Source organism: Apolloniradiicaulis salifontis, from assembly GCF_053756655.1.
Genome location: NZ_CM132387.1, coordinates 1,387,324 through 1,413,978, shown reverse-complemented (window position 1 = coordinate 1,413,978; position 26,655 = coordinate 1,387,324). Strand labels below are relative to the sequence as shown.

The 26,655-nt window shown below is 66.4% G+C and carries 27 protein-coding genes; 16 read left to right on the top strand and 11 right to left on the bottom strand.

Annotated elements, in window-relative coordinates:
* Nucleotides 1-130 precede the first annotated feature (130 nt).
* Both ACWCOP_RS06885 and ACWCOP_RS06880 read right to left on the bottom strand, forming a co-directional pair.
* The gene (locus ACWCOP_RS06885) at nt 131-874 is read right to left on the bottom strand and encodes a DUF4142 domain-containing protein (RefSeq protein ID WP_478250488.1); all 744 of its coding nucleotides are present in this window, start codon (nt 872-874) and stop codon (nt 131-133) included.
* A gap of 93 nt (nt 875-967) precedes the next feature.
* A complete protein-coding gene (locus ACWCOP_RS06880) occupies nt 968-2,173 on the bottom strand; it encodes a glycine C-acetyltransferase (protein ID WP_478250487.1) in 1,206 nt (401 codons plus the stop codon).
* A gap of 162 nt (nt 2,174-2,335) precedes the next feature.
* Here ACWCOP_RS06880 and ACWCOP_RS06875 point away from each other — a divergent pair, with 162 nt between their 5' ends.
* Entirely contained in the window at nt 2,336-2,989 is a 654-nt protein-coding gene (locus ACWCOP_RS06875; protein ID WP_478250486.1) for a hypothetical protein, read from the top strand.
* Nucleotides 2,990-2,994: 5 nt separating this feature from the next.
* Here ACWCOP_RS06875 and ACWCOP_RS06870 read toward each other — a convergent pair whose 3' ends face one another.
* From ACWCOP_RS06870 to gatC, 4 genes are all read right to left on the bottom strand, one after another.
* Nucleotides 2,995-3,975 carry an NADPH:quinone reductase gene (locus ACWCOP_RS06870; protein ID WP_478250485.1) on the bottom strand — a complete coding sequence of 327 codons (981 nt, stop codon included), beginning with the start codon at nt 3,973-3,975 and terminating at the stop codon, nt 2,995-2,997.
* 94 nt (nt 3,976-4,069) lie between these two features.
* On the bottom strand, nt 4,070-4,285 hold the full coding sequence (locus ACWCOP_RS06865) for a hypothetical protein (protein WP_478250484.1): 216 nt from the start codon (nt 4,283-4,285) through the stop codon (nt 4,070-4,072).
* Nucleotides 4,286-4,459: 174 nt separating this feature from the next.
* Nucleotides 4,460-5,938: an Asp-tRNA(Asn)/Glu-tRNA(Gln) amidotransferase subunit GatA gene (gene gatA / locus ACWCOP_RS06860; RefSeq protein WP_478250483.1), complete on the bottom strand. Its 1,479-nt coding sequence runs from the start codon at nt 5,936-5,938 to the stop codon at nt 4,460-4,462.
* 5 nt (nt 5,939-5,943) lie between these two features.
* A complete protein-coding gene (gene gatC, locus ACWCOP_RS06855) occupies nt 5,944-6,231 on the bottom strand; it encodes an Asp-tRNA(Asn)/Glu-tRNA(Gln) amidotransferase subunit GatC (RefSeq protein ID WP_478250482.1) in 288 nt (95 codons plus the stop codon).
* A 125-nt stretch (nt 6,232-6,356) separates the two neighbouring features.
* Between gatC and ruvX the strand changes: the two genes are divergently transcribed.
* From ruvX to dprA, 7 genes are read left to right on the top strand one after another with little or no spacing between them, the layout of a single operon-like run.
* Nucleotides 6,357-6,860, top strand: coding sequence for a Holliday junction resolvase RuvX (ruvX, locus tag ACWCOP_RS06850; protein ID WP_478250481.1), 504 nt, complete (start codon nt 6,357-6,359; stop codon nt 6,858-6,860).
* Entirely contained in the window at nt 6,857-7,774 is a 918-nt protein-coding gene (locus tag ACWCOP_RS06845) for an AEC family transporter (protein ID WP_478250480.1), read from the top strand. The genes ruvX and ACWCOP_RS06845 overlap by 4 nt, the downstream gene beginning before the upstream one ends.
* On the top strand, nt 7,771-8,685 hold the full coding sequence (locus ACWCOP_RS06840; RefSeq protein WP_478250479.1) for an AEC family transporter: 915 nt from the start codon (nt 7,771-7,773) through the stop codon (nt 8,683-8,685). Before ACWCOP_RS06845 ends, ACWCOP_RS06840 begins: the two co-directional genes overlap by 4 nt.
* A 60-nt stretch (nt 8,686-8,745) precedes the next feature.
* Nucleotides 8,746-9,729 (top strand): aspartate carbamoyltransferase catalytic subunit, encoded by a 984-nt coding sequence (locus ACWCOP_RS06835; RefSeq protein WP_478250478.1) that lies wholly within the window; start codon nt 8,746-8,748, stop codon nt 9,727-9,729.
* Entirely contained in the window at nt 9,726-10,988 is a 1,263-nt protein-coding gene (locus ACWCOP_RS06830; protein ID WP_478250477.1) for a dihydroorotase, read from the top strand. The genes ACWCOP_RS06835 and ACWCOP_RS06830 overlap by 4 nt, the downstream gene beginning before the upstream one ends.
* A gap of 9 nt (nt 10,989-10,997) precedes the next feature.
* The gene (gene plsY, locus ACWCOP_RS06825) at nt 10,998-11,594 is read left to right on the top strand and encodes a glycerol-3-phosphate 1-O-acyltransferase PlsY (RefSeq protein WP_478250476.1); all 597 of its coding nucleotides are present in this window, start codon (nt 10,998-11,000) and stop codon (nt 11,592-11,594) included.
* The gene (gene dprA, locus ACWCOP_RS06820; RefSeq protein ID WP_478250475.1) at nt 11,591-12,724 is read left to right on the top strand and encodes a DNA-processing protein DprA; all 1,134 of its coding nucleotides are present in this window, start codon (nt 11,591-11,593) and stop codon (nt 12,722-12,724) included. The genes plsY and dprA overlap by 4 nt, the downstream gene beginning before the upstream one ends.
* Here dprA and ACWCOP_RS06815 read toward each other — a convergent pair.
* Entirely contained in the window at nt 12,721-12,984 is a 264-nt protein-coding gene (locus ACWCOP_RS06815) for a hypothetical protein (RefSeq protein ID WP_478250474.1), read from the bottom strand. The two genes, dprA and ACWCOP_RS06815, sit on opposite strands and share 4 nt — an antisense overlap.
* Before the next feature lie 171 nt (nt 12,985-13,155).
* Here ACWCOP_RS06815 and topA point away from each other — a divergent pair, with 171 nt between their 5' ends.
* From topA to rpmG, 6 genes are all read left to right on the top strand, one after another.
* The gene (gene topA, locus ACWCOP_RS06810; RefSeq protein ID WP_478250473.1) at nt 13,156-15,810 is read left to right on the top strand and encodes a type I DNA topoisomerase; all 2,655 of its coding nucleotides are present in this window, start codon (nt 13,156-13,158) and stop codon (nt 15,808-15,810) included.
* Complete coding sequence (gene rnr / locus ACWCOP_RS06805; protein WP_478250472.1) at nt 15,807-18,056, top strand: ribonuclease R; 2,250 nt, start codon at nt 15,807-15,809, stop codon at nt 18,054-18,056. Before topA ends, rnr begins: the two co-directional genes overlap by 4 nt.
* Nucleotides 18,034-18,717, top strand: coding sequence for an NUDIX domain-containing protein (locus ACWCOP_RS06800; protein ID WP_478250471.1), 684 nt, complete (start codon nt 18,034-18,036; stop codon nt 18,715-18,717). Before rnr ends, ACWCOP_RS06800 begins: the two co-directional genes overlap by 23 nt.
* Nucleotides 18,714-19,325 (top strand): hypothetical protein, encoded by a 612-nt coding sequence (locus ACWCOP_RS06795; RefSeq protein WP_478250470.1) that lies wholly within the window; start codon nt 18,714-18,716, stop codon nt 19,323-19,325. The genes ACWCOP_RS06800 and ACWCOP_RS06795 overlap by 4 nt, the downstream gene beginning before the upstream one ends.
* 9 nt (nt 19,326-19,334) lie before the next feature.
* Entirely contained in the window at nt 19,335-20,510 is a 1,176-nt protein-coding gene (locus ACWCOP_RS06790; RefSeq protein ID WP_478250469.1) for an MFS transporter, read from the top strand.
* Nucleotides 20,511-20,594: 84 nt separating this feature from the next.
* The gene (rpmG, locus tag ACWCOP_RS06785; RefSeq protein ID WP_478250468.1) at nt 20,595-20,762 is read left to right on the top strand and encodes a 50S ribosomal protein L33; all 168 of its coding nucleotides are present in this window, start codon (nt 20,595-20,597) and stop codon (nt 20,760-20,762) included.
* Nucleotides 20,763-20,851: 89 nt separating this feature from the next.
* Here the strand turns inward: rpmG and ACWCOP_RS06780 are convergent, their stop codons facing one another.
* The gene (locus ACWCOP_RS06780) at nt 20,852-22,204 is read right to left on the bottom strand and encodes a PleD family two-component system response regulator (RefSeq protein WP_478250467.1); all 1,353 of its coding nucleotides are present in this window, start codon (nt 22,202-22,204) and stop codon (nt 20,852-20,854) included.
* 16 nt (nt 22,205-22,220) lie between these two features.
* Complete coding sequence (locus ACWCOP_RS06775) at nt 22,221-22,586, bottom strand: response regulator (protein WP_478250466.1); 366 nt, start codon at nt 22,584-22,586, stop codon at nt 22,221-22,223.
* Between the two features lie 170 nt (nt 22,587-22,756).
* Here ACWCOP_RS06775 and ACWCOP_RS06770 point away from each other — a divergent pair, with 170 nt between their 5' ends.
* Entirely contained in the window at nt 22,757-23,671 is a 915-nt protein-coding gene (locus ACWCOP_RS06770; RefSeq protein WP_478250465.1) for an ROK family protein, read from the top strand.
* The gene (locus ACWCOP_RS06765) at nt 23,668-24,939 is read left to right on the top strand and encodes a DNA polymerase IV (protein ID WP_478250464.1); all 1,272 of its coding nucleotides are present in this window, start codon (nt 23,668-23,670) and stop codon (nt 24,937-24,939) included. The genes ACWCOP_RS06770 and ACWCOP_RS06765 overlap by 4 nt, the downstream gene beginning before the upstream one ends.
* Here ACWCOP_RS06765 and ACWCOP_RS06760 read toward each other — a convergent pair.
* Both ACWCOP_RS06760 and ACWCOP_RS06755 read right to left on the bottom strand, forming a co-directional pair.
* Nucleotides 24,936-25,625, bottom strand: a complete 690-nt coding sequence (locus tag ACWCOP_RS06760) for a glutathione S-transferase family protein (RefSeq protein ID WP_478250463.1) — start codon at nt 25,623-25,625, stop codon at nt 24,936-24,938. The two genes, ACWCOP_RS06765 and ACWCOP_RS06760, sit on opposite strands and share 4 nt — an antisense overlap.
* A 10-nt stretch (nt 25,626-25,635) precedes the next feature.
* Nucleotides 25,636-26,535, bottom strand: coding sequence for an alpha/beta hydrolase family protein (locus ACWCOP_RS06755; RefSeq protein ID WP_478250462.1), 900 nt, complete (start codon nt 26,533-26,535; stop codon nt 25,636-25,638).
* Nucleotides 26,536-26,655 lie beyond the last annotated feature (120 nt).

Genomic DNA, 26,655 nt, shown 5'->3' with positions numbered 1-26,655 from the left:
CACGGAGCGCCGCCATCCGCACCTGTGTGGAGGACTGCCTACATAAAAAAGGCCCCGCCATGGGGCGGGGTCTTTTCCAGACGGAAGATGGCTGATTAGACAACGGCTCGCCAGGGAAAGGGCGACGCCCTTACTCGCCGTCGACCGCAGCGCCGTAATTGGCGGTGATCTGCTCCAGCGCGTTTCCGGCCGCATCGCCAGCTTCGCCCGCATAGCTTGAGAGAGCGCCGGCGTCACCGCGTGCTTCAAACCCGTTGTGGAGCGCGGCGAGCTCGGTGTGGATCTGCGTCTGCTGCTGCAGGAAGGCGGCGTCGAAACCCATATCAGCGGCGGCGTTCAGATTGTCGAGCAGCCCCTGACGGCGGCCTTCGAGCGCTTGCGGCATCTCAAGCTCAAGGCCCGCCTCGCCCACGGCGGTCTCAAGAGCGGCCTGCAGGGCTTCATGCTCGGTGGCGATCATGGCGCCGAGGGCGCGGATCTCTTCGGAATTGCCACGTTCGGCCGCAATACGCCCGGCCTCAATCTGGTACATGTTCGACAGATAGGCGTTGCGCACATAGGTCTGAGGATCGCCGGTCAGGCCTGCTATCCCGCCCGAAACTGTTCCCACGACGATCGAAGCGGCGTCCTGGACCACGTTCACCGGCGCGCTCTGGCCGATTCCGCCATCGGTGTCGGCTTCGGCGAGCGCCTGATCAATCTCGTCACCTGCGTCGTCCATGGCTTCGCGGGTGTTCTCACCGGCGGTCTCAAGCGCTTCACCGGTTTCCTCAGCGGCGTTTTCGACTGCTTCCTCGGTTTCCGAGCGCTCTTCAGCACAGGCGGACACGGCCAGGGCGCTGACCGATAGAAGCAACAGGAAAGAACGGGTCATATTGGAAATCTCCTTCAAGCAATAACGTCAGGGTGCGTTACGCTTGAAGGCGCAAGGTTGTTCCAGATATTCGGCGCGACCACATCTTCGCCGTCACACCACCCCCAGCCGCTTGCCGACCTTTGTGAAGGCTTCGACCGCCTGATCGATCATTTCCGGCGTATGGGCGGCGCTCATCTGAGTGCGGATGCGCGCCATGCCCTTTGGCACCACCGGATAGAAGAACCCGATCACGTAAACGCCTTCGTCCATCAGCGCATCGGCCATCTTCTGGCTGAGCGCCGCATCTCCCAGCATCACCGGGATGATCGGGTGCTCGCCGGGCAAAAGCTCGAACCCGGCCTCGGTCATGCCCTTGCGGAAGCGCCGGGCGTTATCGAACAGGCGCGCACGCAGGTCGTCGCCGGCCTCCACCATGTCCAGCGCCTTCAGGCTCGCGCCAGCGATGGCCGGGGCCAGCGAGTTGGAGAAAAGATAGGGCCGCGAGCGCTGGCGCAGCAGATCCACCACGGACTTCTTCGCCGCGGTGAAGCCGCCCATGGCGCCGCCGAGCGCCTTTCCCAGCGTGCCCGTGATGATGTCGATACGCCCCATGACGCCGCAATGCTCCGGCGTGCCGCGGCCTTTCGCGCCCATGAAGCCGTGAGCATGGCAGTCATCCACCATGGTCAGGGCGTCATACTTGTCGGCGAGATCGCAGATGGCGGCGAGGTTCGCAATATAGCCGTCCATGGAGAATACGCCGTCGGTGACAATCAGAATTGTGCGCGCACCGTCGGCTCGGGCCTGCTTCAGCTGGGCTTCCAGATCGTTCATGTCGGAATTGGCGTAGCGATAGCGCTTGGCCTTGCACAGGCGCACGCCGTCAATGATCGAGGCGTGATTGAGCGAGTCGGAGATGATGGCGTCGTCCAGCCCCAGAAGCGGCTCGAACAGGCCGCCGTTCGCGTCGAACGCCGCGGCATAGAGAATCGCGTCTTCGGTTCCGCAGAACTTCGCAAGCCGGCGCTCCAGCTCTTTGTGGACATCCTGGGCGCCGCAGATGAAGCGCACCGAAGCGACGCCGTAGCCATAGCGGTCAAGCGCCGTCTTCGCCGCATCAATCAGCTCGGGGCGGTTGGCGAGGCCGAGATAATTGTTAGCGCAGAAATTCAGCACATGGCGCTCGGTCCCGTCGGTCCCGCGCACGTCGATTTCGGAAAATTGCTGCGAGGTGATCGTACGCTCGCGCTTGTAGAGCCCGTCGGCCTCGATCTCCTGCAGGGTCTCATCCAGGCGGTCATAAAAACTCGTCGACATGGGGGGCTCCGGTGCTTCAGCTCACGGCGCCAGATAGCCGAGGCCGGCGCGCGGGGCAAATGCAGGGTGCGTTTCGTGGGCGCGGCAAGAAGAGTGCTGGGCCCGTTTCAAAAATGGTTATAACCCTATGCGTGGGCATCAACGCTTGGGGGAGCATGATCAATGGTGGAGATGACGCAGGCGCCCGCGCGCGCCGACCGGTTTTTCCTTTTCTACGCCCTGACGCTGTTTTTGATCATCGTGATCGGATTTCCGGGCCATGCCCTGCTCAATCCTGAGCGCCTCCCGCCTATCCGGCCGCTTTTGCATGTCCACGCCGTCTCAATGGGCGCCTGGTACGCTCTTCTCCTGACCCAGACCGCGCTCGTCGCGGCAGGCAGGGTCAGCCTCCACAGGGCGCTGGGCGCAGCGAGCCTTCTTCTGGTCCCTCTGGTTCTGGGGACGGGGTTAATGGTTTCATATGAGAACATGTCGCGCACGGGCGACCCCACAATCTTCATCGCCAACACAGGCAACTGCGTCTTGTTCGTCGCCTTCTACGGCACTGCGCTTGCGCTGCGCGCCACACCCGCGCTCCACAAGCGGCTGATGATGTTCGCCGCCCTGGCCTTGATGCTGCCGGCCTATGCACGGTTCGTTCAGCTGTTCGGGCGCAGCGAGATGGAGGCGATCATTCCCTGGCTTGTTCTGCTTCTGGTCTTGCCGGTCTATGATTTGATCACGCGGCGCCGCATCGAAAAAGTCACGCTCGCCTGTGTCGGTGCGAACTTCGCTTTCATCGCATTCCTGCTGGCGACGCTTCCGCCTCCGGTCTGAAACACCTAAACCCGCACCAGCACCGCGCCCAGCTTGCCGCGCTCCACATGGTCGTGGGCGCTGGCCGTGTCTTCGATGTCGTAGACCTGATCGATCAGCGGGGTGAGCACGCCGTCCACCAGAGCGCGCGTCACGTCCCAGACGCCCTGGGCCCGCTGGGCCGAGGTCAGGCGGTACAAGAACACCGGCTGGATGCGGACGTTCTTGAACATCAGATCGTAGAACTTCAGCTCCGGCGTCTTCTCGCCTTCCGAGCCATAGGCGGCGATGGTTCCGTGCTCGGCGATGATCTCGGACGAGACTGAAAGATTGGCCCCGAACTCCACCTCGACGATATGATCGACGCCGGCCCCGCCCGTGACTGCGCGTACCGCTTCAGCGACGTCCTGGGCGGTGTAATCGATCACCTCGTCCGCGCCAGCGGCCCAGGCTGTTTGCGCCTTCTCGGGGCTTGAGACGGTGGTGAGCACCTGCGCGGCGCCGGCCCATTTGGCCAGCTGGATCGCGGTATGGCCCACCATGCCCGCCCCTCCAGTGACGAGCACGCGCTTTCCTTTTACCGCCGACCCGCAGAACAAGGCGCGATGGGCGGTGAGCGCCGGAATCCCGAGGCAGGCGCCCGCTTCAAAGCTGATATCGTCGGGCAAGGGCACGGCGAGCTCGGTCGGCGACACGCACACCTCCGCACACGTTCCGCCGGCGCGTTTGAAGGCGGCGTTGTAGAGCCAGACCCGCTCGCCGATCCGGCTTGGATCCACGCCCTCGCCCACCGCCTTGATAACGCCGGCGCCGTCGGAATGAGGGATCTGGCGGGCGACGGCCATAGGCCCGCGCGCGCCTGAACGCTGCTTCACATCGCTGGGATTGACCCCGGAGACTTCGACATAGACCGCCACTTCGCCGGGTCCGGGGCTCGGCTCAGGCGTTTCGCCCAGCGTCAGCACTTCGTCGACCGGGCCTTGGTCTTCATACCAGATTGCGCGCATTGCTTTTCCCTCGCTCGGCTGAAGGTTTGCGCGGCGCGGCGGCGTTGTCGAGGGGGCGCCGCTTTTCCGAGGGGCTTCGAACGGGGCCGGAAATTCACGACGGGTCGCCGGAGTCCTCGGCCATCTTATCCAGCGCCTTCTTCAGCCGCGTGAAGAAGATCGTGTTCATCACGCCCAGACACCCAACCACCAGAAGCGTGATCCCGAACGCCATCTGCAATCCGCCCTCGCCCAGACGGCCGGACGCCAGCAGCGCGCCGAAAATGGCGATCAGGCCGAAGCCGGGGATGAGCAGGCGGGGAAGTTTCATGGGGTCTGCCCCTCAGACATTTTATCCTCCCGTTGATGGGGGAGGTGCGCCGCGCAAAGCGCGGCGCGGAGGGGGTGGCGGCGCTTACTTTTGAACATTGGCGTCTATGGCTCCACCCCACCCGAGCCGAGGCTGCGCCTCGGCCCACCCTCCCCATCAAGGGGAGGGACAGACTCACCACCACTTCTCCGGCTTCGTATCAAACCCCGCACTGTCCTCGATGGCGGCGCCGACCTTGAACATGGTTTCTTCGTCCAGCGCCCTTGTGATCACCTGAAGGCCCAGCGGCAAGCCGTTGGCGTCGAGGCCGGCCGGCACGCTCATGGCGGGCACGCCGGCGATGTTGGCGGTCACCGTGAAAATGTCGTTGAGATACATCTCGATGGGATCGGCCTTGGCTTTCGACCCGATCGCAAAGGCCGCGCTTGGCGTCGTGGGCGTCAGGATCGCGTCCACCTTCTCGAAGGCCTGGTTGAAGTCCTCGTAGATTTTCCGTCGTACTTTCAGAGCCTTGAGGTAATATGCGTCGTAATATCCGGCGCTCAGCACATAGGTGCCGATGAGGATGCGCCGCTGAACCTCATCGCCGAACCCGGCGCCGCGCGTCTTCTCATAGGTGTCGATCAGATCCTCGCCCTCGACGCGCGCGCCAAAGCGCATGCCGTCATAGCGGGCAAGGTTGGAGGACGCCTCGGCCGGGGCGATGATGTAGTAGGCGGGCAGCGCATATTTCGTCATGGGAAGCGAGATGTCGACAATCTCGCAGCCGGCGGCTTTCAGCCATTCGACGCCCTGGCTCCACAGGGTTTCGATCTCTCCCGGCATGCCGTCCAGGCGGTATTCGCGCGGCACACCGATGCGCAGGCCCTTCACAGAATTACCCACCGCCGAGACCCAGTCGGGAACCGCGCCTGGATAGCTGGTGGAGTCCCTGGGATCGTGGCCGGCCATGACCTGGGTCAATAGCGCGGTGTCCTTCACCGTTTTGCCGAAGGGTCCGGGATGATCGAGCGAGGAGGCGAACGCCACCACGCCCCAGCGCGAGCAGCGGCCATAGGTGGGTTTCGCGCCAACAAGGCCGCAGAACGCCGCGGGCTGACGGATCGAGCCGCCGGTGTCGGTGCCCGTGGCGCCGTAGGAAATGCCGACGCTGAGCGCCGCCGCCGAGCCGCCCGATGACCCGCCGGGCACCAGCTTCTCGTTCGAGCCTTTGGCCCGCCACGGATTGATCACCGGTCCGGTGTTCGCGGTCTCGTTGGACGATCCCATGGCGAACTCGTCCATGGAGGTCTTGGCGAAGAACACCGCGCCCTGGTCCCAGAGATTCTGCGTGACGGTGGATTCATACTCCGGCTTGAAGCCGGCAAGGATATTTGAGCTCGCCGTGGTGGTGACGCCCTTCACCGCGAACAGATCCTTGATGGCGATGGGCGCGCCTTCCAGCGCGCCGCCCTCGCCTTTTGCAATCTTCGCGTCGGAGGCCTTGGCCATGTCGCGGGCGCGGGTCCCGTCGATCATGGTGAAGGCGTTGAGCGCGCCTTGCGCGCCTTCGGCCGCCGAGACGGTCGCGTCGGCGAGCTCCACTGCGGTGAAGTCCTTGGCTTTAAGGCCGGTGAGGACCTCGGTGAGGGTGAGCGAGGTGAAATCGGTCATGGTCCCTACTCCACGCTCTTGGGCACGACGAAGAAGCCCTCTTCAGACCTTGGGGCGTTTTTCAGGATGGCGTCACGCTTGCCGCCGTCGGTGACGGCGTCGCTCCGCAAAGGCAGCTTGGTGGGCGCCGCGGTGGTCATGGGCTCCACGCCCTCCACATCCACTTCATCGAGCATCTCGACCCAGTTGAGAATGCCGTTGAGCTCGTCGGTGAGCGCGTCGAGCCGGTCGGAAGGCTCTTTAATGCGCGCCAGACCCGCGATGCGGCGCACTTCGTCTTTGGTGACGGACATGGGGAAGAGCTCCAAAGGAGGAATACTGCGTCAAGTGGCTGCGTAGCAACGCCGGCGTAAGCGCGCAAGACGAGGGAGCGGGCGGACCTCTTTTCACAGGCGGCGGACGAGCGTACACCGCCCCCATGTTGATGCTTCACCCCGCCCAGCTTCCCTCAGGCGCGCTCATGGCCGTCGATCCCGGCGAAAAGACGCTGGGGATCGCGGTGTGCGACGCCGCACGCTCGCTGGTGACGCCCGTCACCACGATTCAGCGGGTGAAGTTCACGCCGGACGCGCAAGCGCTGCTCAAGCTCTATGACGAGCGCAAGTGCAAAGGCCTGATCGTGGGTCTGCCGCTTCACATGGACGGCGGGAACGGCAGGCGGGCGCAAAGCTCGCGCAGCTTCGTCACGAACTTGCTGCGCCTGCGCGATCTTCCGATCGCCTATCAGGACGAGCGCCTGTCCACCTTCGCCGCCACGGAAGCCCTGATAGAGGCGGGCGTGAAGCCGTCGGCGCGCAAGGACTATGTGGACGCCCAGGCCGCAGCCGTGATCCTTGAAGCGGCGCTGTTGCGCATCAAGGAAGGTGCGCCGCGCTTCGGCGGAGACTCGGGCGGAGCTCCGGGCGGTGAGAATCCGCTTTGAACGTTGTCGCGGAGGCTCTGATTCCAATCTTCGGAGTGATCGCGCTCGGCTGGGTGCTTCGACGGTCACGCCTGGTGCGCCTTGAGCTGTGGCCGGGCATCAACCGGCTGAGTTATCAGGCGCTTCTGCCGGCGCTTTTATTCTCCACCATCTCCACCGCACAGATCGAAGGCGCCGAGGCGGGGCCGTTTCTGATCGCGGCGACGCTGGCCTTCCTCATCATGGGCGCAATTTCGTTAGCGTTCAAACCACTGCCCATAGACGGGCCGGCCTTCACCAGCCTGTTTCAGGGCGGCGTACGCTGGAACGGCTTCGTGCTGCTGGCTCTGGCCGCGCCGGTCTTCGGATCCGAAGGCGCGGCGCTGGCCGCCCTCGTCTTTGCGCCGACCGTGCCGATCATCAATGTCATGTGCGTCGTGGTGGTGACGATCTGGGGCGTCAGCGACCGCAAGCCGGACATGGCGAGGGTGGCCGGGCGCATCGTCACCAATCCGCTGATCATTGCCTGTCTCGCCGGCGCCGCCGCCAATGCGCTGGGCTGGTTCCAGACCGGGCCGGTGGCCGACACTGCGGCGCTGGCCGGCCGCGCCGCCCTGCCGCTCATCCTTCTGGCCATTGGCGCGGGGCTGGACTTCTCGGCGCTGAAAGCCCGCCCGGCCCTGCTCACCCTGTCAGTGAGCCTGAAGCTCGTCGTCGCGCCTCTGGTCTTTTACGGGCTCGGCCTCCTGTTCGGCCTTGAGGGTATGGCGCTTGTTCTGCTGACCGCAGTCGGTGCGACGCCCGGCGCGGCGGCGGCCTACGTGCTCGCCAGCGAGATGGGCGGCGACGCGCGGCTCATGGCCGGTCATGTGACGGCGACGACGGTGCTGGCCTTCTTCGCCCTGCCTTTCTGGATCTGGGTCGCAGGCGGATGAGCTGGACGATTCTCTCCGCTTTTCTGCCGGTCTTTGCGGTCATCGCCATCGGCTATGGCGTGCGCGCCACAGGACTTGCGCCGCGCTCGCTCTGGGCGGGCGCCAACGCGATCAATCACCGCATTCTCCTGCCAGCCTTGATGATCAGCCTGTTGAGCCGGGCGGAGTTCGGCGCGGATGCGCTCATGCTCGCCGCGTTGAGCGCCTTGGGCTCTGCCATACTGATAGGCGCGGCGCTGGTGGCCGGGCGGCTACCAGGCGTGCCGGCGACGGCGCGTGCGCCGGTGGTGGCCGTTGTTGCGTTGTGGAACCCCGTCCTCACCGTCACCCTCATCACCCGCCTACTGGGCGAGGCCGGCGCGGTGGCCGCCATGCCGATCATCGCACCGGGCCTTCTGATCGGCACGGCGACCGCGGTCGCCGCGTTCGCGTTCGCCGGCAAGGCCGGCGTGTCCGGGGCCGCAAGCCGGGTCCTGAAGGATCCGGTCTTCCTTGGATGCCTGATCGGCCTCGCCGCCAATTTCAGCGGTCTGGCGCGCGGCGCCGGCTGGCTTCTGACGCCATTCGACATCGCAGGATCCGGCGCCACGGCGGTGGTGCTGCTCGCCCTTGGCGCCGGGCTGGATTTCTCCGCGCTGAACGGCCGGATTGTTGCGCTGGCGGTGGGCGCCGGCTTGCGGTGCGGCTTCGGCGCCGCGCTGTTTCTGGGCATCGCGCTTGTCTTCGGGCTGTCTGGCGACGCCGCGCTCATGCTCGCCCTGGCCGGGTCGGCGCCGGGCGCGGCGTTCACCTATGCTCTGGCGACCGATTTCAAAGGTGATGCAGGCTTTACGGCGGGCCTTTTGACCCTCACCGTCATTGTCAGCGCCGGGGTCTCCACACTGGCGGCCTTTCTCGCCCACTTCCTCTAGCTTGCCGCAAGGCGCTGGCGCGCCTATACCGCGCACCGCGTCACACACAAGCGAGGTCCCATGAACCGCGCCGGGTTCGCCTACGACTTTCCCCATACGAGCCTGCTTGGAGTCGGGGCGCTCAATCCGCTGGACGTATCGATGATCTTTGAGCGCGCCGGCGTTCATTTCGATGCAGGCCGGAATCGCACAGGCCATGAGCGCACGCTCGACGGCCTCGCGATGGTCAATCTCTTCTTTGAAAACTCGACCCGCACGCTGGCGAGTTTTGAAATCGCCGCCAAGCGCCTGGGGGCGGACGTCATCAACTTCGCCGCCGGCGCCGCCAGCATCGCCAAAGGCGAATCGCTCGCCGACACGGCGCTGACCCTGAACGCCATGAACCCGGACGTGATGGTGGTGCGCCACAAGTCCGCCGGCGCCGCGGACTATTTCGCGAAAGTCACCGGGGCGAGCGTCATCAATGGCGGCGACGGCGGTCATGAGCATCCCACGCAAGCCCTGCTGGACGCCTTCACCCTGACGCGGCGCTGGGGCGAGGTCGGCGGCAAGCGGATCTGCATCGTCGGCGATATTCTTCATTCCAGGGTCGCCCGGTCCAACGTGTCCCTGCTTAATCTTCTGAACGCCGAAGTTCGCCTGTGCGGGCCAGCGACCTTGCTGCCCGCCGACGCCGATCGCTGGGGCGTCACGGTGTTTCATGATCTCGATGAAGCTCTGGAGGGCTGCGACGCGGTGATGGCCCTGCGCATCCAGAAAGAACGTATGAGCGGCGGGCTGATCCCCACCGACCGAGAATACGCCGCGCTCTACGGCCTCAACCACGACCGGCTGGACCGTGCCGCGCCCGACTGCCTCGTCATGCATCCCGGCCCGATGAATCGCGGTGTGGAGATCGACGGCGCACTGGCCGATGATCCGGAGCGCGCCCTGGTGCTGGAACAGGTGGAAGCGGGTGTCGCCGTGCGCATGGCGGTGCTGGAGCTGATCACCGGGCGCGCACCGAACCAGCATTACCAGGACGGCGCGGAGGACGGCGCATGATGCTGCTTCGGAACGCCCGCCTGATCGATCCCGCCTCCGGCCATGACGGCCCCGGCGATGTGCGCATCCGCGACGGGCTGATCATCGAGATTGCCGACGGGCTTGCACCGCAGGACGGCGAAAAGGTCCACGACCTCGCCGGCGCCGCGCTGGCCCCCGCTCTGATCGATCTGCGGTGCTGGGCCCGGCCCGGCGCCGGGGGCGCCGCCGGGCTCGACGCCACCGCGCGCGCCGCCGCCGCGGGCGGCGTAGGGACGCTGGTGCTGGCGCCCGACAGCGGCGCCGGATTGTCGCGTCCGGAAGACTTCGCCTCCATCGAGACCGCAGCCCTCACGAGCCCGGTGCGGATGCTGCCCGCTGGTCTCGCCGTGGACGCTGCAGGGGAAATGGGCGAGATTGGGCTCATGCTGCGCGCCGGCGCGGCTCTGGTCGGCGACGGCGGCGCGGCGATCGCCGACACACGGCTCGCCCGGCGCATCCTCGCCTATGCCTCCACCTTCGACGCCTGGGTCTCGCTTCGGGCCGAAGACCATTATCTGTCGCGCGAAACCTGCGCCCATGAGAGCGATCTCGCCATGCGGCTGGGCCTCCCGGCCCGGCCCGGCGCCGGCGAGCGCCTGGCGATTGAACGCGGCGCGGCCCTGTGCGAGCTGACCGGCGCGCGGATGATGTTTGACCGCATCACCACCGCGGACGCGCTCTCAGCCCTCGCCACCGCCCGCGCACGGGGGCTGGAGCTCGCAGCAAGCGCGCCGGTGACCCACTTCATCTTCAACGAGGTGGACGCCGCCGGGTTTGACGCCCGCTTCCGGCTTGAGCCGCCCTTGCGCGGCGAAAGCGACCGGATCGCCCTGATCAAGGCGCTTGAAGACGGCGATATCGACGCGGTCGTCTCCGATCACCGCGCCACCACCGGCGAAGCCAAGGCTCATCCCTTCCCCGAAGCCGAGCCGGGCTCGGCGAATCTCGAAGCCCTGCTACCGGCCCTGTGCACGCTGGCCGTTGACGGACGACTGTCCCTGCTGGACGCCCTGCGGCCCGTAACCAGCGGGCCGGCCGATCTTGTGGGGCTTGATCAGGGCCGGCTGGAGCCCGGGGCACCGGCGGATCTTCTGGTGTTCGATCCAGAGGCGCCCGTGGTTTACGGCCGGGCCGGCCTGGCGTGCGGATCGTCCAGCGCATTTGAGAATCGCCGGCTGTTCGGGAAAGTCTTGATCACGATCGTCGAAGGCGCGATCATTTATCAACCTGAGGGCTAGGGACTGACTTTGGACGCTGCTTTTCTTCTTGCCGCCGCGGCTGGCGGCTATCTGTTCGGATCGATTCCATTCGGCCTGGTGCTCACGCAAATGGCCGGGCTGGGCGACATCCGCGCCATCGGATCGGGCAATATCGGCGCGACGAACGTGCTGCGCACCGGGCGCAAGGATCTCGCTTTGCTCACCCTGCTTTTAGACAGCGGCAAGGCGGGTCTCGCCTGTCTGCTGTTCTGGTTTCTGGTGTCCCAGCCGGCCGGGCTGATCGCCGGCGGCGCGGCCTATCTGGGCCATTGCTATCCGGTGTGGCTGAAATTCAAGGGTGGCAAGGGTGTCGCGACCTTTCTCGGCGTGCTGCTGGCCGCGGCCTGGCCTGTGGGGATTCTCACCTGCCTCACCTGGCTGGGTGCGGCGCTGATGTTTCGCATCTCCAGCCTTTCAGCGCTGGTCTGCGCCGTCGCGGCGCCGCTTCTGTGCCTGGCGTTCGGGCGCGAGGACGCGGCGCTGCTCGCCCTGTTCCTGGCGGCCCTCATCTATTGGCGCCACCGGACCAATATCGACCGCATCCTGAAGGGCGAAGAGCCTCTGATCGGAGCCAGGAAGACGTGAAGCAGCAAAGCCTGAGCGACACACAGAGGCTGGACTGGCTCAGGCTGGCGCGCACCCACGGTGTGGGCCCGGTGACGTTTTCAAAGCTGATCGAGCGCTACGCCGGCGCCGATGCGGCCATCGACGCCCTGCCCCGCCTGGCCGCCCGCGGCGGCCGCGCCAAGCCGCTGAGCCCGGTCTCACGCGATCAGGCGGGAGCCGAGTTGGACCGGCTGGACGCGCTGGGCGGCCGACTGATCTGCGCGTGCGAGCCGGATTTTCCGGCAGGCCTCGCCGTCCTTGATCCGCCGCCGCCGGTAATCTCGGTGATGGGACCGCTGAATCCGGCTGCTCAGCCGGCCTGTGCGATTGTCGGTGCGCGTAACGCCTCGGCCGTGGGCCTGCGCTTCGCGGGCGATCTTGCGCGTGAGCTTGGCGCGCGCGGTGTGACGATCGTCTCCGGCCTTGCGCGCGGCATTGACGGCGCCGCCCACGCCGCCGCGCTGGAGACCGGGACGATCGCCGTGATCGCCGGCGGGCTGGGCCGGATCTATCCGCCCGAGCACGCCGATCTACAGCACGCCATCGCGCGCCAGGGCCTGGTGGTGAGCGAGACCACGCCTGACCATGTCGCCCAGGCCCGCGACTTTCCCAAGCGCAACCGGCTGATCGCGGGGCTGTCGCTGGGCGTTGTGGTGGTGGAGGCCGCCGAGCGCTCCGGATCGCTGATCACGGCGCGCCTGGCCGGTGAACAGGGCCGCGAGGTCATGGCCGTGCCCGGCTCGCCGCTGGATCCGCGCGCCCGCGGCGCCAACCGGCTGCTGCGGGACGGCGCGGCGCTCATTGAAAGCGCCGATGATGTCATCGCCGTGCTGAACAACGCCCGTCCGCCCCTGCTGGAGGAGCCCGGCGGCCAGGACTACGAAGATGAGCGCCCTGATCCCGATCACCTCGACAACGAGGCCGACCGGATCCGCGAGCAGATCGCGGAGCTGTTGTCGCCGACCCCGGTGAGCCGTGACGAGCTGGCGCGCATCACCGGCGCACCGGCGCGCGCCGTGCTTGCGGCGCTGATGGAGCTGGAACTGGCGGGGCGGTGCGCGCTGGCGCCGGGCGGGCTGGTCTTCGCCGCCTACCCCGACGACGCTTAGTCGGTCTGATTGAACGGAAACGGCAGCTGCGGCGGATCGCCCCGGAATTCGGGCGGGCCGTTGGTGACGAGGCGGCATTCCTGCTCGACCACACGTGATGCTGCGGCCAACATCACGCCGGAGTTGTGTAAATTGGAAATGTGCGCGAAATGGGCCATGGAGGCGAGCATCTCGATGAGATAGCCCGCAGCATCCTCAGCCAGCGCTGGTTCGGTCATTGCGTCGAACGGATCACGCCCGCCGGAGTGCTCGTGGGACATTTGGAGTTTCGCAGCCACTAAACAACCTATGGAGGTTTAATATCGCTTTACACTTTTAGATGCAAGGCCCAGCCCGTGTGTTGACAGGGTTGCGGGCCATGCCCACTTTCCGCCCTCTTCGCGCTCGCCGCATGATCCAGGCCGGGCCCCAACCGATTGAGTCGTCCCCAGATGCATGTCGTCGTTGTCGAATCGCCCGCCAAGGCCAAGACCATCAACAAGTATCTCGGGCCGGATTACACCGTGCTCGCGAGCTTCGGACATGTACGCGATCTGCCCGCCAAGGACGGTTCGGTGCGCCCCGACGACGATTTCGCGATGGAATGGACGATCGACGCCAAGTCCCAGCCACGAATCAAAGCCATCGCCGATGCGCTTAAAGACGCCGACACGCTGATCCTCGCCACTGACCCGGATCGCGAGGGCGAAGCCATCAGCTGGCACCTGCTGGAAGCGCTGCAGAAGCGCCGCGTTCTGAAGGACAAGCGCATCCAGCGCGTCGCGTTCAACTCCATCACCAAGCGCTCGGTCAGCGAAGCCATGGCCCAGCCCCGCGAGCTCGATATGGAGCTTGTGGAGGCGTATCTGGCGCGCCGGGCGCTGGACTATCTGGTGGGGTTCACCCTGTCTCCCGTGCTCTGGCGCAAGCTGCCGGGCGCGCGCTCGGCGGGCCGCGTGCAATCGGTCGCCCTGCGCCTGATCACTGAGCGCGAAGGCGAGATCGAGCGCTTCATTTCCGAAGAATACTGGTCGCTGGACGCCATGGTGAAGGCCGAAGGCGCGAGCGATCTCTTCAAGGCGCGCCTGTCGCGCTATCTCGACAAGAAGGTCACCAAGATGACCATCGGCGACGAGGCCACTGCGCGCGCCGCCGAATCCGCGGTGAAGGCCTCGGCCTTCAAAGTGTCTGCGGTCGAGGCCAAGCCGGCCAAGCGCCATCCGTCGCCGCCCTTTACAACCTCCACCCTGCAGCAGGAAGCCTCGCGCAAGCTGGGCTTTGATGCGGCGCGCACCATGCGCACGGCTCAAAGGCTTTATGAAGGCGTGGAGATCGGCGGCGAGACCGTCGGCTTGATCACCTATATGCGAACCGACGGCGTTTCCATGGACGGCGGGGCCATCGCCGAAGCGCGCGGCGTGGTGAAGAATGAGTACGGCCCTGATTTCGTTCCAGAAAAGCCCCGCGTCTATTCATCCAAGGCCAAGAACGCCCAGGAAGCCCACGAGGCGATCCGCCCTACAAGCTTCTCTCGCATGCCGGGATCAGTGCGCCTGGAAGGTGATCAGGCCCGGCTCTATGAGCTGATCTGGAAGCGCGCCGTGGCGAGCCAGATGGAAAGCGCGCGGTTCAACCGGTCGACCATCGATCTTGAAAACGCGGACAAGAGCCTCGCCCTGCGCGCCACCGGCCAGGTTCAGACTTTCGCCGGCTTCCTGGCGCTGTATCAGGAAGGCCGCGACGACGAAGAGGCTGAGGGCGAAAGCCGCCTGCCCCACGTCAATGAAGGCGCGGGCGCCTCGGCCGAAAAGGTCATGGCCGAGCAGCATTTCACCATGCCGCCGCCGCGCTTCACCGAAGCGACGCTCGTGAAGAAGCTGGAGGAACTCGGCATCGGCCGGCCTTCCACCTACGCCTCCACCCTCTCGGTGCTGCGCGATCGCGGCTATGTGCGCATGGAGGACAAGCGCTTCTTCCCGGAGGATAAGGGCCGGGTCGTCATCTCCTTCCTGGAGAATTTCTTCAGCCGCTATGTGCAGTACGATTTCACTGCCTCGCTGGAAGATCAGCTCGACAAGGTCTCGTCCGGCGATCTGGACTGGAAAGAGCTGCTGCGCGCGTTCTGGAAGGATTTCTCCGCCAGCGTCGAGGATATCGCCGATCTCAGGATCAGCGAAGTCATCGACAAGATGAATGTCGAGCTTGCTCCGCTCATCTATCCCCCCCGGGAAGACGGGTCGGATCCCAAGATATGCCCGGCCTGCAATGCGGGCGAGCTGTCGCTGCGCCTCGGCAAGCACGGCGCCTTCGTTGGCTGCTCAAACTATCCGGAATGCAAGTTCACACGGCCCCTGGGCGCGAGCGACTCATCGGCCCTCGCCGCCGGAGACGGCGCGCTCGGCGAGCACCCAAGGACCGGAGAGACCATCTATCTCAAGGACGGCCGCTTCGGCCCCTATCTGGAGATGGCCGTCGAGGGTGAAGAGAAGCCCAAGCGCGGATCCATCCCCAAGGGCTGGAACCCGGAAGATGTGGATCTTGAAAAAGCGGTGATGCTCATCGACCTGCCGCGCGAGGTGGGCAAGCACCCCGAAGACAATGAGCCGATCGAGGCCGGCATCGGGCGCTACGGCCCGTTCGTGAAACATGGCAAGACCTACGCCAATCTCGCCAATGTGGACGAGGTGTTCGAGGTCGGGCTCAACCGCGCTGTTGATCTGATCGCCGACAAGATCGCCAATCCGCGCGGACGCGGCGGCGCTGCGGCCAAGCCGCTGAAAGAGCTTGGCAAGCACCCCGAAGACGGCGCTCCGGTGAATGTCATGAGCGGGCGCTACGGCCCCTATGTGAAGCACGGAAAGACCAACGCCACACTGCCCAAGGGGTTGGAGCCTGAAGCGATCACGCTGGAGCGCGCCGTGGAGCTGATCGCGGAAAAGGCGGGCAAGGGCGGCGGCAAAAAAGCGCCGGCCAAAAAGAAGACGCCGGCCAAGAAGCCTGCGGCGAAAGCCGCCGCAGCCAAGAAACCAGCCGCGAAGAAACCGGCGGCCAGGAAACCCGCCGCGAAGAAGACCGGCGCTGCAAGCGGGAAGAAGGCGAGCACTTGAGCGATCCCTATGAAGCGTTCGGATTCACCCGCAACTCGCTGCTCGAAGCGATCGAGCTGGGCGAAGGCGGCTTCACCAAGCGCGAACTGGCGCGCGCCCTCGATCTGAAGGGCGATCAGCGCGCCGGTCTGAAACAGGCGCTCAAGGAGCTGGAAGACGCCGGGGTCATCGAGAAGAACCACAAGAAGGCTTGGGCGCTCGCCGCCGGCCTGCCCCCGGTCACCGTGCTGGAAGTCCATGACCGCGACATCGATGGGGAATTTCTCTGCCGCCCTGTGAAGGAAGAGCTGCAGGGCCCGGTCATTCGCCTCGCCTATGACAACAAGACCAAGGGCGCCCCGCCGGGCGTCGGCGACCGGATTCTGGCGCGCCTGAAACGCGACGAGGACGGCGAGTACGAAGCCCGCGTCATCAAGAAGCTGGGCCAGTCGGCCACGCGGGTTCTGAGCGTGCTGCACAAGGGCTCCGGCCCGGCCCGCCTCGTGCCGGTGGACCGCCGCGCCAAGCATGAGCTGATCCCTGCCCGCGGCGAGGCCGAGAAAGCCAGGAACGGTGAGCTGGTCATGGCGCGCGTCTCGTCCGAGCGCCAGCATGGCCTGAAGACCGCCACCATCGAGGAGGTGCTCGGCGACGCCGCAAGCCCGCGCGCCGGCTCGGTCATCGCCCTGGCCGAACACGGCGTGCCGGAAGGCTTCGCCGAGGCGGAAGCCGAGCACGCCCGCACGGTGGCGCCCGCCAAGATCGGCAAGCGCGAGGATTTGCGCAATCTCTCCCTCATCACCATCGACCCCAGCGATGCGCGCGACCATGACGATGCGGTCTACGCCCACGCCGACGATGATCCGAAGAACAAGAACGGCTGGGTGGTCTGGGTCGCGATTGCGGACGTGGCCGCCTATGTGACGCCGGGTTCGGCGCTGGACAAGGGTGCACGCAATCGCGGCGTCTCGGTTTATTTGCCTGACCGGGTCGTACCAATGCTGCCCGAGCGCCTGTCCACCGATCTGTGTTCGCTTCGCGAGGGTCAGGACCGGCCCTGCCTTGCGGTGCGCATGGTCTTTGATCGCGACGGGAATAAGCGCGGCCACACCTTCGTGCGCGGCTGGATGCGCTCGGCGGCGGGCCTCTCCTATGAGGAGGCGCAAGCCGCCATTGACGGCAAGGGCGAAGGCAAGGCGCAGGCCCTGCTTGAGGACGTGCTGAAGCCGCTCTGGGCCGCCTACGGCGCGCTGAAGAAGGCCCGCGACCGCCGCGAGCCTCTCGAGATCGACGCGCCGGAGAAGAAGATCGAGATCGGCGAGGACGGAAGCGTCAGGGGCGTGTCGGTCCGCGCGCGCTTTGACGCCCACAAGCTCATCGAAGAAATGATGATCCAGGCCAATGTCGCCGCCGCCGAAGCGCTGGAATCAAAGCGCACGCCGCTGATCTACCGCATCCACGACGTGCCGGGCTCAGTGAAGATCGATAATCTGGCGGACTTTCTGCCCAATGTGGGCCTGAAATGGTCCAAGGGTGAACGCCCCACGGCGGCGCGCTTCAACCAGATTCTGTCCCAGGCGAGGGGGACCGACCACCACGAGACGGTCAATGAGGTGGTCCTTCGCAGCCAGATGCAGGCGATCTATTCCACCGAGAATATCGGCCATTTCGGGCTGAACCTTGATAAATACGCCCACTTCACCTCCCCGATCCGGCGCTATGCCGACCTGGTGGTGCACCGGGCGCTGATCCGCACCTATGGGCTGGGGTCTGACGGCCAGACCGACGAGGAACGCTCGCAGCTGGAAGCCGTCGCCGATGAAACCACCGCGAACGAACGCCGCGCCATGGCCGCAGAGCGCGACGCGGTGGACCGCTTCATCGCCGCCTGGCTGTCAGACCGGGTCGGCGCAGAGTTTGAAGGCCGCATCGCCGGCGTGACGCGCTTTGGCTGCTTTGTGAAGCTGAAGGAAACTGGCGCCGACGGGCTGTGCCCGGTTTCCAAGCTGGGCTCGGAATACTTCGTCCATGACGAGGCCGCCCACGCCCTTGTGGGCCAGCAAACCGGCGCCCGCTACCGGCTTGGCATGGCGGTGACTGTGCGATTGGTTGAGGCGACACCGGTGACGGGCGGGCTGTTGTTCGACATTCTAACCCCTCCCGAATCTGGAAAACCGCCCAAGGGACGGACCGGGCGCCGCGACTCCGGCGCGAACCGGCGCCGTCCGGGCCCGCGAAAGTCCCATGGCCGAAGCCCTCGCCGATAAACCCGTCAAGGCCCTGCGCCCCAAGCTCGCCGCCTCTCTGATCCTGCGGCGCACCCGCGCGTCGGGAGACACAGAAATCCTTTTGGGGCGGCGCTCGGGCGGGCATGTCTTCATGCCGCAAAAATACGTGTTTCCCGGTGGGCGCGTGGACCGCGCCGACGGCTATGCGCCCCTGGCCGGAGAGCCCAAGCCGGCTGTGCGTGAGACCTTGTGCCGGGTGCTGTCGCAGCGGCGCGCGCGGGCTGCAGCCGCGGCCGCGATTCGCGAGACGGCCGAGGAGACCGGCCTGCTGATCGCCCGGCCGGGTGACATCGTCAGGCCGAAGCCGGAATGGCGCCCGTTCGCCGACGCCGGCGCCCAGCCGGACGCAGAACCGCTCGATCTGGTGGCCCGCGCCATCACCCCGCCCGGACGGACAAGGCGCTTTGACGCCTTCTTCTTCACAGCCGATATCGAGGCGCTGCACGGCCCTGACACCCTCGCCGGAAGCGGCGAGCTGGAGGATCTGCGATGGGTGGCGCTTCCCGACGCCCATAGCCTCGACATCCCGATCATCACCCGCTTTGTCCTGTCTGAACTCGACGCCCATCTAAAAGGCCGGCAGCAAGGCGTGCGCTGCGCCCGGGTGACGCGCGCCGGACCAAGGCTCGATCCGGTATGAGCGTGCGGCCCTATGAATGCGCGGCGCTGCTGCTCGCCGACCCGCACTCGCGGCGAATCGCCCTGGCGCGCCGGGACGAGCGGCTGATCGCGCCGCAAAGCCGCCTGGAGCGCAGCGACGGCGTCGCCGAAGGCCCGGCTCTGCGCATCTCCAGAACCCGGCTTGGATGCGCGGAGACCCGCGCGAACATCTTTCAGGACGCCGCCCTGCGCGCCGTCTATGAAGAGCTCGGCCAGCTCATCGCCCGCCCCGCGCTGCAGGGCGAGGCTCTGCCTACAGCCGGCGGCTGGGGCCGGCTTGCGCGCCACCGGCTGGCGCCGGAACGCGCCGCTCTGACCTATCTGGGCCGCGCGCTGGACCCGCCCCAGGCCGAGATCCGGCGTCATTTGCGGGTCTTCGCCGCGCCTCTGTCGAAGGTCTCCAACTCCATCAAGCGGCGCGGCAGGGCCGATCGCATTGTCTGGATGACGCCCGACAACGCCGCCACGGCCCTGGGCGACGCCGCCCTGGCGCCGTTTCTGGAGCTCGCCCTGTCCGCGCTCGGCGGCCGGCCCCGCCCGCTTCGTGTGACGTTCAGGGCGGGACAGCGCGTGGAAACCCGGCTATAGCGCCGGGCCATGGTCGCCCGCTTCCTCCTCGATGGCGCGCACGCGCGCACGCGCTCGCTTATCTCGGCGATCCTGTGCGCCGCGCTGGCCGGCTGCGGCTTCGGCCTGATGATGCCGCTGATTTCGCTTAATCTTGAGGCTATGACCGGCTCAGGCGCAGTGGTGGGCGCCAACGCCGCCGCGGCGGCGCTCTCCACCATCGCCGCCACACCGCTGATTCCCCCTCTGCTGTCGCGCATTCCACCGCGCGCGGCCATTGTCGGCGCCACCCTGATCACCGGCGCAGGGATAGCGGCCTTTCCGCTGTTTCCCGACGTGGGGGTCTGGTTCGTCCTGCGTTTCGCGGTGGGTCTGACGGTGACGCTGATCTTCGTCGCCAGTGAAACCTGGATCAACCAGCTCGCCAAGCCTGAAAGCCGGGCGACGCTGCTGGCGGTCTACGCCACCGTGCTATCGGGCGGATTCGGGTCCGGCGGCGTGATCCTGGCGGTGCTGGGCAGCGAGGGCTTCGCACCCTGGCTTGCGGGCGCGGCGATCTTCTTCGTCGGCGCGATCCCCATCCTCGTTCTCAAGGGCCCGGGCCTGGAACCGCCGAGCGCCGAGGACTCCGGACCGCGCGCCATGGTGCGCGCCGCCCGCCTGGCGCCGGCGGCGATTCTCGCCGGCCTTGTCTTCGGAGCGCTGGAGACCGGTGTATTTTCGCTGGTGCCTGTTTACGCCGAGCGCTTGGGCTTTAGCGAAATGATGGTGGGCCTGCTGGTGGCGACGGGCGCGTTCGGCGCCATCGCCATGCAGATTCCCATGGGGAAGTTCGCCGACGCGGCGGGCCGCCTCACCACGCTGCGCCTGATCGCGGCGGCGGCGGTGGTGCTGGCGCTGGCCATTGCAGTCGCCGGCGCACGCGCTTGGGCGGTGTTCCCGCTGGTCTTCGCCTATGTGGGGCTCGCCAGCGCCTTCTACACGGTGGGCCTGGCGCTCATGGGCGAGCGGGTCCGGATCGGTGAGCTCGCCACCGCCAACGCCGCCTTCATCTTCGCCTACGGCGTCGGCTCGCTCATCGGGCCGCCGATTGCGGGCGCGGCCATGGACGGGTTCGACCCTTACGGGCTGATGATCGCCTTCGCCGTGTTCGCCGCGCTGTACCTTGTGATCGCGTGGCGTGAAAAGGACATCGCCAAGCATTGACATGGCGTGGCGCGCGGGTATGTTCCGCGGCCTGCAGCGCCGGGTTCGATACCGGCGCGCTCAATTTTTACCGGGTGCGAGACCATGGCGAAACCGACAACCATCAAGATCCGCCTGAACTCGACGGCGGGCACGGGCTTTTTCTACGTGACCAAGAAGAACGCCCGCACTATGACCGAGAAACTCGTCATGAAAAAATACGACCCCGTCGCGCGCAAGCACGTCGAGTTCAAAGAAGGCAAGATCAAGTAAGCCTCGCGCTTCATCTGATCGCCTGCTGCAAGAAAGCCGCCCTCACCGGGCGGCTTTTTTCGTTTCCGCCCTTTGCTCGGCGCGCAGCTTCAGGCGGCCTTCCTGCGCCAGCCGATCACCTGGTTGCGCCCGGAGGCCTTGGCCTCGTAGAGCGCCGCGTCGGCGCGCTCCAGCACGTCCTCCACATCATCGCCCGGCGCCGCCTCGGCCACGCCCGCCGACAGGGTGACGGCCATGCTCTCGCCGCTGGAGGCCATGAGGAACGGCTCGCGCGCCATGGCCGCGCGGGCGCGCTCGGCGGCCTCCATGGCGGAAGCTGCGCCGGCGCCGGCGAAGATGATCACGAACTCCTCGCCGCCATAGCGCCCGGCGATGTCGATGGCGCGCAGCTCGCGTCCCAGACGCTCGGAGAAGCCCTTGAGCACCCGGTCGCCGGCCTGGTGGCCCCATCCGTCATTGATGCGCTTGAAGTGATCGATATCGATCAGCGCCACGGACACAGGTTCACCGGAGCGCTCCAGCGCATCCAGCCCCTGGCGCAGGCGGGACAGGACATAGCGGCGGTTATAAAGCCCTGTGAGCGGATCGGTGACCGCCATCTCCAGGCTTTCCTCCAGCCGGTCGCGCAGGGCGTCGGCGTAGGATTTGCGCTTGATCAGGGTGCGGGCGCGCGCATTGAGCTCGCCGCCGTCGATGGGGCGGAAGATCACGTCGTTCACACCCAGATCCAGCGCGCGCACCATGGTGGAGCGGTCTTCGCTGTTGACCACCGCCAGGATGGGCAGCTGACGCGTCGCCGCATCCGAGCGGACCCGCGCGCACAGGCGCAGCCCGTCAAAGCGCGGACTGGAGAGATCGACGATCACCAGATCGGCGTGGGCGGCCGCCCGCAGCGCTTCCAGCGGCTCGTGGTGGGCGGCTGTTCTGAACGGAGCAGACAGCTTGCCGGCCAGCCGCCCGGCGCCGTCCTGATCCGCGCCGGCGACGACGATCTTGCCGGCTTTGATCGAGGCGCCCTCTTCGACGGTGTTTTCGTCGCCGCGCTCGCGCAGGCGCAGCTCGTCCATCACGGCCTTCAGCCGCAAAAGCGAGCGCACGCGCGCAAACAGCGCCACATCGTCCACAGGCTTTGTGAGAAAGTCGTCCGCCCCTGAATCAAGGCCCTTGATGCGGTCCTGGCGTTGATCGAGCGCGGTGACCATGACCACCGGAATATGGCGCAGGGCCGGATTCGCTTTCAGCCGGCGGCAGGTTTCAAACCCGTCCATGCCCGGCATCATGACGTCGAGCAGAATGAGATCGGGAAGTTCTTTCGCGGCCGTTTCAAGACAGCTTTCGCCGTCGACGGCCTGCAGCACCTGAAAATATTCTGCGGAGAGGCGCGCCTCGAGCAGGCGCCGGTTTGTCTCTATGTCATCGACAACGAGGATACGTGCGCTCATGCGGGCCCCACCGCGGTCAGCCGAGAAATTTTCTGACCGTTTCTATAAAAGTGGACACCGTAATCGGCTTGGACAGATATCCCTCGCATCCGCCCTGCCGGATCCGCTCCTCATCGCCTTTCATGGCGAAAGCGGTGACGGCGACCACCGGAATGGAGGCCAGGGCTTCGTCGTTCTTGAGCCACTTGGTCACGTCCAGCCCCGAAACCTCCGGCAGCTGGATATCCATAAGGATGAGATCGGGCTTGTGCTCACGCGCCATGTCGAGGGCTTTCAGGCCCTCCTTGGTCTGCACGGTTTCAAACCCGTGCGCTTCGAGCAAATCACGAAACAGCTTCATGTTCAGCTCGTTGTCTTCAACGATCAGAACTTTTTTAGACATGACCTGCAGCATACCTACCGCGCCTTCCCCATGGCCCCGCCTTTTGGCGTGAGCCTTTACCATCCACGACGCAGTAAACCCTATTTTTGTTAATCAAGGATGAGTCGCTCCCTTTTCCCGGCCCTGCGGAACAGGATATGAACAGAGTAAGGATGGATGGGCGCGGCGCAATGCACCGAATCGGCGTGGATCTGGGCGGGACGAAAATCGAGGCGGCCATGCTGGGCCCGCGCGGCGAATGGGTGGCGCGAAAGCGCGCGCCGAGCCCGCCCGGCTATGACGCGAAGATCAGGGCGGTGCGCGCCCTCGTCGAAGCGGTGGAGGCCGAAACAGGGATCTCCGCCCCTCATGCAGGCGTCGGCCATCCCGGCTCGCTTAACCCGCGAACGGGCCTCATGCGCAACGCCAACTCCACCGAACTCAATGGCCGCCCCCTGGACAAGGACCTCTGCGACGCCCTTGCCCGCCCGGTGGCCTGCGCCAACGACGCCAACTGCTTTGCGCTGTCGGAAGCTGTCGACGGCGCCGGCGCCGAAGCGGCCAGCGTCTTTGGCGTGATTGTCGGAACCGGCGTCGGCGGCGGGGTGGTGATCGACGGGCGCCTTGTGACCGGCCATGACGGCAATGCAGGCGAATGGGGCCATATCCCTCTCGCACGTCCCACGGCGTCAGAGACGCCCGGACCGGCGTGCAAGTGCGGGCTCCATGGCTGCGTCGAGGCCTGGTGCTCCGGCCCGGCCCTGAGCGCTGATCATGAACGGCGCACCGGCGAACGCAGAACCGTGGAGGAGATCGCCGGGGCCGCGGCCGGCGGCGATCTGATGGCGCGCGAAACGCTCGCCTATCACCTCGACCGCCTGGCGCGCAGTCTCGCCAGCGTTATCAATATCCTCGACCCACAACTCGTCGTGCTGGGCGGGGGCGTATCAAACCTGAAGAACCTCGCGCCGGATCTTGAAGCGGCCATGGCGCCTTTCCTCTTCACCGACGAGCCGCGCACCCGCGTACGACGAAACGTCCATGGCGACAGTTCGGGCGTGCGCGGCGCCGCATGGCTTGATCCGCACCCGCGAGCACAGAGGTGACCGGCGGATATTGCCGCACCTGTCTGACTCCCGTGTCGGCGCAGGCGCCCGTGTGCCCGGCCTGCGGCTCGCGCCGGGTTCTGCGCCATGGCGAGCTGGACGCGCTGGCCATCGCCCATATCGATTGCGACGCCTTCTTCGCCGCCATTGAAAAGCGCGACGATCCCAGCCTGGAGGACCAGCCGGTGATCATTGGTGGAGGGCGCCGCGGGGTCGTCTCCACGGCCTGCTATGTGGCGCGGCTTCACGGCGTGCGCTCTGCCATGCCCATGTTCAAGGCGCTCAAGGCCTGTCCCGATGCGGTGGTGGTGCGCCCCCGCATGGCGCTCTACTCGGCCGAAGGCCGACGCATAAGGGCGATGATGGAGGACGTGACGCCTCTTGTGGAGCCTCTCAGCATCGACGAGGCCTTCCTGGATCTCTCCGGCACCGAGCGTCTCCACGCCGCCTCTCCGGCCCTGACGCTGCTGCGCCTTCAAAAGCGGATCTATCAGGAGGTCGGCGTCACCGTCTCGGTGGGGTTGAGCTTCAACAAATTCCTCGCCAAGACCGCCTCGGAGCTGGACAAGCCCAACGGGTTCGCCGTGATCGGGCGCGCCGAGGCGCCGGAATTTCTCGCCCAAATGAAGGTGTCGGCGGTGTTCGGCGTCGGTCCGGTGTTCGCCAGGAAGCTCCACGCCGACGGCCTCTCCACCTTGCGTGACGTGCTTAAACGCCCTGAGGCCGAGCTGGCCCGGCGCTATGGCGAAAGCGGCCTGCGCCTCGCGCGGATCGCCCGCGGGATCGATAATCGCGCGGTCAATCCAGAGCGCGAGCGCAAATCGGTGTCGGCGGAGACCACGTTCAATGACGACATCACCGACAAGACCGCGCTGAAGGACGAGCTCTGGCCGCTGTGCGTCAAAGTCGCCGACCGGATGAAAGCCGACGGCGTCGCGGGCCGGGTGGCGACGCTGAAGATCAAGACCGGCGCGTTCAAGACGCTGACGCGGCGCCGCACGCTGGCCCAGCCGGCCCAGCTGGCCGACACATTGTTCCGCAACGCCGCCGAGCTCCTGGACCGGGAACCGGAGGGGGTGAGCTACCGGCTTATCGGCGCAGGGTATTCGGTACTGGAGCCGGCGCTCGGTGACGCCGGCGATCTCCTGGACGCCGGCGCCATGAAGCGCGCCCGGGCGGAACGGGCGGTGGACGCCGCGCGCGCGAAATTCGGCGACACCGCAGTGGTGAAGGGCCGCCTGCTCAAGCCCGGCGAGAAAAAACGCTAAGGCGCGACGCGGCGGTCTTCCAGCACTTCACCCACGGCGGCGATCTCGGCGTCGTGACGGGGTTCGCGAAAATGCTCCGCCAGGGCCGCCGCCTCCCAGTCCGCCATGGCCGGAAGCGCGAGCAGACGTGCGGCGTAGGCCTGTGCGCGCTCACCGACAGGAAGCTCGTAGGAGCGGATGCGAAACGCCACCGGCGCGAACATGGCGTCCACAATCGTGAAGTCCAGGCCGGCCAGGAACGGGCCGCCGAACCGGTCCAGACCCTGCTCCCAAAGCTCAGTAAGCCGGTCCAGATCCGCCTGCAGCGCGGCGTCGATGCGCGCCAGGCGCACCTTTACCCCGACGCTCATGGCGCATTGGCTGCGAAGGGCCGAGAAGCCCGAATGCATCTCCGCCGAGGCCGAGCGCGCCCAGGCGCGCGCCCCGCTGTCCACCGGCCAGAACCTGTCATGGCGCTCGGCGAGGTATTCCAGGATCGAGAGCGAATCCCAGACCTTCAGGGTCCCGTCGTACAGGACCGGGACCTGACCGCTGGGGGAAAACTTCAGGAAGTCGGGGCGGCTCGGCCCGTCGGGATTGAAGGGATGCAGCGTCTCCTCAAACGCGACGCCGGCCATGCGCATCATGATCCAGGGGCGCAGCGACCACGAGGAGTAGTTCTTGTTGGCGATATGCAGAGTGTACATTTATTGCGCTCTACTCGGCCGCCGCCTGGCGATCTTCCAGGGCGAGCCAGCGGAAGACCTGGGGCCAGAACACGTCGGCGGTCTTGCGCCGGAACAGCCCGTCATGGCCCAGGCGCCCGCGGCCGAGATCATCGTGGCGCACGACCTTCATCTCGCTGGGCGCGTTTTCATAGCGCTCCAGGAGCCAGCGCACCGCGTCGCACGTGGCGATGGGATCGTCATCGGCGGTCCAGGCCTTGATCGGCGCGGTGAAGCGGGCATAGCGCCCGTCGAGGCCCCGCTCGGCGAAGCGATCGCGGAAGCAGGCTGGATTGACGCCGAAATCACGCCAGTCCTTCCAGACGCCCGCGGGAAGCGGCTCGCCCTTCCACAGCGCGCCGCGCGGGATATGGCCGCGCATGGCGATCTGGGCGGGACCGACGAGGCGCCAGAACATCCAGGCGGCGTATTTCAGCGGCGCGCTCTGACGGCCCCAATAGCCGCTGGAGGACGACAGAAGCGCCAGACGGCGCACCGGCAGGTCCTGGGGCACAAAGGCGGCGAACTGCCCGCCCACGGAATGGCCGATTACGTCCAGCGGCAGGCCGGGGTGCAAGTCGCAGATATGGCGGGCCGCCGCCGGGATGTCCTCCAGCGCCCAGTCGATCATGCGCGCCGGATCGTCCTTCACCGGACGATCGGCGGACGCGCCCTGCCCGCGGTAATCAAAGGTGAGCACCGCCCAGCCATGGTTGGCGGCGGCCTGGGCGAAGGCGTGGTAGAAGCGCGCCGTGTAGCCGGTGGCCGGATTGATCACCATGACGGCGACCGGATCGCGCGGTGCGAACAGACAACCCGACAGAACGCGACCGTCCCGCGTCGCGAAGCTGGTTTCGCGGTTCACCGCCGCCACTCCGGCGTCATACGCCATGCGCTGTTCTCAACCGTCATGCCTCGCCCCCAGCTCGCGGTAACATGCCTGCAGCCGACAAGGTCTTCAACCCTTACACCATTGCAAGACCGGGCGGTTTGAGCCAATCAGAGCTGATCG